This is a genomic window from Mesorhizobium sp. M7A.F.Ca.US.006.04.2.1 (assembly GCF_004022915.1).
GTDB lineage: Bacteria > Pseudomonadota > Alphaproteobacteria > Rhizobiales > Rhizobiaceae > Mesorhizobium > Mesorhizobium ciceri.
In genome coordinates this window covers 1-6,041 of sequence record NZ_RZQA01000357.1, presented here as the reverse complement: position 1 = coordinate 6,041, position 6,041 = coordinate 1, and the positions used below count along the sequence as shown (strand labels likewise).

Genomic DNA, 6,041 nt, shown 5'->3' with positions numbered 1-6,041 from the left:
CTCGATACGGTCGAGACTTGCGAAGGCGTCATCGCCGGCTCGGTGAAAGGCTTTGTCGGCCTGGGTGGTAATTTCGTCCGCGCCGTGCCCGAAACCGGCCTCGTTGAGAAAGCCTGGCGCAGACTTGGCCTGCATGTCGAAATCGCGACCAAGCTCAACCGAAGTCATCTCCTGCCGGGGGCAGTAACCTATCTGTTGCCCTGCCTGTCCCGGTTAGAAAGAGATCGCCAGGCAAGCGGCGATCAGACCGTTTCCATGGAGGATTCGACCGCCTGCATCCATGGGTCCTTTGGATCGCGCCCGCCGGTTTCGCCAAACCTGCTTTCGGAACCGAAGATCGTCGCGGAGCTGGCCAAGGCCACCGTGCCAGACATGAGTTCGATCCCTTGGGATAAGTGGATTGCCGACTATTCTCGCATCCGTGATGAGATCGAGCGCTGCTTTCCACAGCATTTCCGCCAGTTCAACAAGCGGTTCCTGACACCCGGAGGCTTCCATCGCGACATCAAGGCATCGAAGCGAATTTGGGAAACGCCGAACAAGAAGGCCAATTTCAAGCCGCCCACCACGCTGGAGACAGATCCCGATATCGATGTCTCGGGCCAAAAGGTGCTGACGCTGATCACAGTGCGATCCAACGACCAGTTCAACACGACCGTCTACGGTTATGATGACAGGTTGCGCGGCATCCACGGTACACGCATGGTGTTGCTGATGAATGAGGCCGACATCCAGCGGTTCGGACTGACCGCGGGGCAGCAGATCGATCTCGAAACGCATGCCGATGACGGTGTGGAGCGGCGTGTGCGCGGCCTTCGTGTGACACCCTATTCCGTGCCGCAAGGCAACTGCGCCGGCTATTATCCGGAACTCAATCCCCTGGTGCCCCTATGGCATCGCGCCAAGGAGGCCCACGTTCCGGCCGTCAAGTCCGTTCCCGTAAGAATTGTTTGCTGAGGCCGGAGGCCTCGGTCCCGGCCGGAGAGACGTGTCCGGCGACCCCGCCGTTGGGCACAGAAGCGGCCGTAGCCGCCACTTGGCCTAGCCGCCACTTGGCCTAGCCGCCACTTGGCTTTGGAGATGCCGGCTGGGTTGGCTGCGTGCCTTGCTGCTCGCCGCCGGTGCTGGTCTGCGGTGTCGGGTTGGTGTCGGTCGTGGGATTCTTGTCGACCGGTTGGCTGTTCGTAGTATCCGTCTTGGACTTGGCTGGATCGGCATTATCGTTGCACCCCGCCAAGGCGAGCAATGCCGCCGACATCAATAGCACTGCTCTCATGCTGACTTCTCCTGGAGTTCGGGCGAAGCCGTCTGCCAATGACCTATTCGGTCGAACCGCACCGAAAGCCCTTGCTTGACGGCGCTTCTGGCCAGCAGATGGTCCAGTTCGGCATCTTCAATCGGACTTCGTACGACCTGGCGGATGGCTTTGCAGGCAAGTTCCGTCGAGACGAAATCATATCTCCTGCTCCTGGCTACAACATATTGTTCGACCAGCATTTTTACGCGCCTGAGCGCGATTTCTTCGGCGAATTGCATTTTGTTCCTCCTGCACGCCGAACTGCCGAACCGGTACGTTGTTCCCACCCCGGTCCAAAAACATGATCGTCGAGATGATTAAAGGCTCGCGCTTTCCAACAGAAAGCGCGAGCGGATCAGGCTGAGGGGGACCCGATCGTCCAGCATCAAACGAGGGGAGCGATGACGCTGCACGGCTACCGAACTCGCACGGACTTGAGTTGTTCCACTTCGCGGTCCCTGAGGTGTTCACAGTCGAATGAACCCTAAATCGGGCGGGCCGGAGTCACCGGATCGATCGAGGCCAGCACTGCCTGAAATCACGAAGAATGCGTGTCGGGACGAAGCGATGCCAGGTCGGCCAGGGTGTTGAGAAGGGCAGCGTCGCCTGCCGGCTTCGGCACGAATTTGCAGTTTCGGAAGGGTTTGGGAACGTCACGGGGCCCAAATCCGGTCATGAAGGCGAAGGGGATACCGCGAGCCAACAGTGTTTCGGCCACGGGCAGACTTGTTTCACCGTTCAATTGAATGTCCAGCAGCGCCACGTCGACTTTGCCTGCATCGATAAGTTGACGAGCCGCGGCGACCGACGAGACCGGGCCGATCACGGGATAACCCGCCGCACGCAGGCGAGACGCGACGTCTTCGGCGATCAGCCATTCGTCCTCGACCACCAGAACGCGCGGCCTGTCGTCGCTCACGGCGCCTCCTTGTGGTTTGCCGGAAACGCGATCTGGACGCTGAGGCCGTCCTTGTGGAACGCGGTCTCGACATGGCCGCCCAGCCTGTAATCAATTTCACCCTGCAACAAGGTCAGCCCAAAGCCATTGTCTAACGGCGCCTTGACAGGAGGGCCGTCCTTTTCTCGCCAGCCAAATGTGAAACTGTCATCGTCGATCGACCATTGCACACTGACCTTGCCGTCGGTTTTTGACAAAGCGCCATACTTGGCCGCGTTGGTGGCCAGTTCATGGATGGCCATACTCAGGGAAAGCCCCTGTTGCGGACCTAGTTTGACATCCTTGCCATCGAGTTCGATCCGCTCGATGCCGAATGGTTCGAGCTCCTGCTGGAGCATTTCCCTGACCGAGGCTTCCTTCCATCTCTCCCGGGTCAGCAGGCCGTAGGCCCGCGACATGGCATGCAGGCGGCCGATCAGCGCATCCGCGAACTCCTCCTTCGTATCAGAACTTTCCCGCGTGCGGCTTGCAATGCTGGCGATCACCGCAAGCATGTTCTTGACCCTATGGTTGAGTTCCGAGATGAGCACCTGCTGATGCTCTTCCGCCTGTGCCAGAGTGGTGACATCGACAAGTGTCACCACCACGCCCTGGATCCTGTTGCCCTTGTCGCGATAGGGATTGATGCGGACCATGTGGAACAGGCCCCTGGCATCGCGTGCCAGATGGTGATTCAGGATCTCGCCTGTCTCAAAGACCTTGTCGATGTGCTGCTTCAACTCGGGGTAGTCGAGCTGGCTAGACAGATCCGTCAGCGGCCGGCCGACATCGGAGGGACGCAGGCTGAAGAAGGATGACGCCGCCGGCGTGAAGGTACGGACCACAAGGCTGCGGTCGAGGAAAATGGTCGCGATGTCGGTGCTTTCGAACAGGTTGCGCAGATCGCCGTTGGCGTGGTCGAGCTCCTCTATCTTGGCCGTCAACTCGGCGTTGATCGTGTTGAGCTCCTCGTTGAGCGACTGCATCTCCTCCTTCGAGGCTTCGAGTTCCTCGTTGGTGGACTGCGCCTCCTCATTGACGGAGACGAGTTCCTCGTTCGACGATTTGACCTCCTCCAGCGCGGTCTCGTATTCCTCGATCGTCGATTGCAGGCGCTCCCTGGTGTCGCGCAGCTCCCGCTCGAGATCGGCGGTGCTGTCACTGTCACGGCCGCCGCCGTCTTCCTCTGAGCGGGCCTGGGTCGGCCCCGACGGTTCGAACAGGACGAGATAAAGCGGCTCGCCATTGCCACGTTCGGTGAGCGGTTCGATCGTGAGCTTGATCGGCTGGACCCGTTCGTCGTCTTCCTCTACGATGAGGTTTTCCCGCACCACTGTGCGGCGCGTCGTCGTCGCTTCCCGCAACGCGGCGCGGAGGTCCAGTCGCAGCCCACGCCTAGCCATCGTCAGCAACTGCCGGCTGGGAATCCCTTGCGGCGCTTCGAGATATCTGCCGGTCCTGGCCGAATAATAGACGACATCGCCCTCGGCGTTGACCAGGACATGCGGCGGAGCGAAGCGCTCCAGCACCTGCGCCTCGACAGCCTGGCGCAGCGGATAACCGGCGGCTCCCTTCCTTAAGCCGGCGCTTTCAGAGGGAAAGACGCCGGAACGGCTCTCACCGATCAAGGCGGGCAGCCTGATATGCGGCGAGGCATGCTCGCGCGCCTGGAAGAGACGATGTTTCTTGTCGACAGTGGCAAACAGATTGTCGTGCTGCCCAACGCTTTCGGAGGTGCCGAGGAACAGGTAACCGCCGGGCTTCAATGCATAGTGAAAGACAGGGATGACACGGCTCTGGATGCTCGGGCCGAAATAGATCAGCAGATTGCGGCAGGAGACCAGATCCATGCGCGAGAAAGGCGGATCGCGAATGACGCTGTGCGGCGAGAAGATGCACAGTTCCCGTATCTCGTTGCTAATGACATAGCTCTCTCCGTCGCCGTTGAAGAACCGCTGTCGGCGTTCGGGTGAAAGCCCTTGCAGCAGGGCTTCGGGATAGCGTGCCGCCCGGGCCACCGCCAGCGCAGGCTCGTCTATGTCGGTGGCAAATATCTGGACGCGCGGAACGACCGTAAGCGTCTCCATGTGTTCGCGCAGCAGGATGCCGATGGAGAACACCTCCTCGCCCGTGGCGCATCCGGGAACCCAGACCCTGACGGTGTCGCTGGCGGTCTTGCCTTCGAACAACTGCGGTATGATCTTTCGCTCGAGCAACTCGAAGGCATCGGGGTCGCGAAAGAAGTTGGTGACATTGATCAGCAGATCGCGAAAAAGGTTCATCACCTCGCGAGCATCTTTCTTCAGCCAGTCTATATAGGCGCTGATGGAATGGACCTGGGCGATCTGCATGCGTCGCTTCACGCGGCGCAGAAATGTCTTGGTCTTGTAGCCCGAGAAGTCGTGGCCGGAGTGGCTGCGCAGAATGGCGTATATCTGTTCTCGCACCTTATCGATGTCGGCCGTATGGTCGCCATCTTCTTCCGCCAGCCCTTCCAGCGTGTCGAAGCCGCGGGCGAAAGCCTCCAGCTTCGCCCCGATCTCCTCGGCGGGCACAGCGACGTCGACGAGCCCGCTGGCAATAGCGCTCTGTGGCATGTCGGGATTGCGCGGCCCGTAGCCGTCGTGCGCTTGCGCGACAGTGAGGCCACCCCGCTCCTTGATCGCCTTGGCGCCCAGCGTTCCATCGGAATCACCGCCCGACAGAATGACGCCCACGGCATATTCGCCCTGGTCTTCAGCGAGCGCACTAAAGAAGATGTCGACGGGTTTGCGCTCTTGGGTAAGCCCGTTGGGCCGCCGCAGGCGCAGCACACCGTTGGCGATCGCCAGAGTGACGTTTTGTGGCATCACGTAGACGTGGTCAGGTACAACAGCTATGCCATCCTCGGCCACAACGACAGGCATCTCGGTGTAGCGGCTGACAACTTCATGCAACAGACTTTCTCGCTTCGGGCTGAGATGCGTGATGATGATGAACGCCATGCCGGGCTGGCTGGTAACGCCTTTGAACAAGCCTTCCATCGCGGGAATGCCACCCGCGGACGCGCCGATGCCAACGATGGGAAATCTAGTCGATCGGGCAGTCACGGCATGTCCCCCTTTCGCCGACCCGACATGAAGTCTCCTCAAGGCCGGATCGAACAGGACATAACCATATAGCGCGCAAGACGTATGGAACAAGACGTCAGGGATGACGTTGAACCCGATATCAATGGTGGTTCAATGACGAAACGCTCTGCTGACATAAAACTCCGAGCGCCAGTGGTGTCAGGGGCGCCTGGATCGCTAGCAGGTTCCGATGCGGGGCCCGTCCCGAATCGCATGCTGATGCTTGCGAAGCGGTTGCAGGCGGCCCTGGATGACAGAATTCGGAAAGCAAATCCTCTGCATTCTAACCTCCGTTGCAAGAAAGGATGACGACGTGCGCGACCTGCGGGGGCTGCATATTCTGATAGTCGAAGACGAGTGGACGATGGCGGGAGATCTTGCGCGGTTTTTCAGCAATATGGGCGCCATCATTCTCGGGCCCGCCGCAACCGTCGAACAGGCATCCAAACATACCGAAACGGCCGAAGCTGCAATCCTCGATGTCAATCTCAATGGCCGACGCGTGTTTCCAATCGCTGATGAGTTGATGCGCCGGGGTGTCCCCTTCGTGTTCTTCAGTGGCGATGACGACATCGCCATTCCCGACCATCTCCGCTACGCCAGCAATCTGCGGAAATCCTCGGGCAGCCAGGCGGTGTTCAACGCACTCTTTCCCCCGCAGGCACCGGGGCGGGCGACCCCCGGACCGGACCCGTCC

General features: G+C 60.2%; 6 protein-coding genes. 3 read left to right on the top strand and 3 right to left on the bottom strand.

Features of this window, described 5'->3' with window-relative positions:
* The coding region (locus tag EN925_RS19310) for a molybdopterin dinucleotide binding domain-containing protein (RefSeq protein WP_281040653.1) at positions 1 to 957 on the top strand (957 nt) is incomplete at its 5' end.
* A 100-nt stretch (positions 958 to 1,057) separates the two neighbouring features.
* Here EN925_RS19310 and EN925_RS19305 read toward each other — a convergent pair.
* Complete coding sequence (locus tag EN925_RS19305; protein ID WP_013533186.1) at positions 1,058 to 1,276, bottom strand: hypothetical protein; 219 nt, start codon at positions 1,274 to 1,276, stop codon at positions 1,058 to 1,060.
* 38 nt (positions 1,277 to 1,314) lie between these two features.
* On the opposite strand from EN925_RS19305, the gene EN925_RS39700 reads away from it, so the two are divergent.
* On the top strand, positions 1,315 to 1,602 hold the full coding sequence (locus EN925_RS39700; RefSeq protein WP_164756668.1) for a hypothetical protein: 288 nt from the start codon (positions 1,315 to 1,317) through the stop codon (positions 1,600 to 1,602).
* A 233-nt stretch (positions 1,603 to 1,835) separates the two neighbouring features.
* On the opposite strand, the gene EN925_RS19295 is transcribed toward EN925_RS39700, so the two are convergent.
* Positions 1,836 to 2,216, bottom strand: coding sequence for a response regulator (locus EN925_RS19295; protein ID WP_127368736.1), 381 nt, complete (start codon positions 2,214 to 2,216; stop codon positions 1,836 to 1,838).
* Positions 2,213 to 5,323 carry a CheR family methyltransferase gene (locus EN925_RS19290; protein WP_127368737.1) on the bottom strand — a complete coding sequence of 1,037 codons (3,111 nt, stop codon included), beginning with the start codon at positions 5,321 to 5,323 and terminating at the stop codon, positions 2,213 to 2,215. The genes EN925_RS19295 and EN925_RS19290 overlap by 4 nt, the downstream gene beginning before the upstream one ends.
* A gap of 271 nt (positions 5,324 to 5,594) precedes the next feature.
* Between EN925_RS19290 and EN925_RS19285 the strand changes: the two genes are divergently transcribed.
* A partial coding sequence (locus EN925_RS19285) for a response regulator (RefSeq protein ID WP_245487245.1) occupies positions 5,595 to 6,041 on the top strand: 447 nt, incomplete at its 3' end.

What these genes read in the sequence shown, in the direction of transcription:
- EN925_RS39700 (WP_164756668.1), top strand. Translation starts at nt 1,315, where the DNA reads ATGACCTATTCGGTCGAACCGCACCGAAAGCCCTTGCTTGACGGCGCT.
- EN925_RS19305 (WP_013533186.1), bottom strand. Translation starts at nt 1,276, where the DNA reads ATGAGAGCAGTGCTATTGATGTCGGCGGCATTGCTCGCCTTGGCGGGG.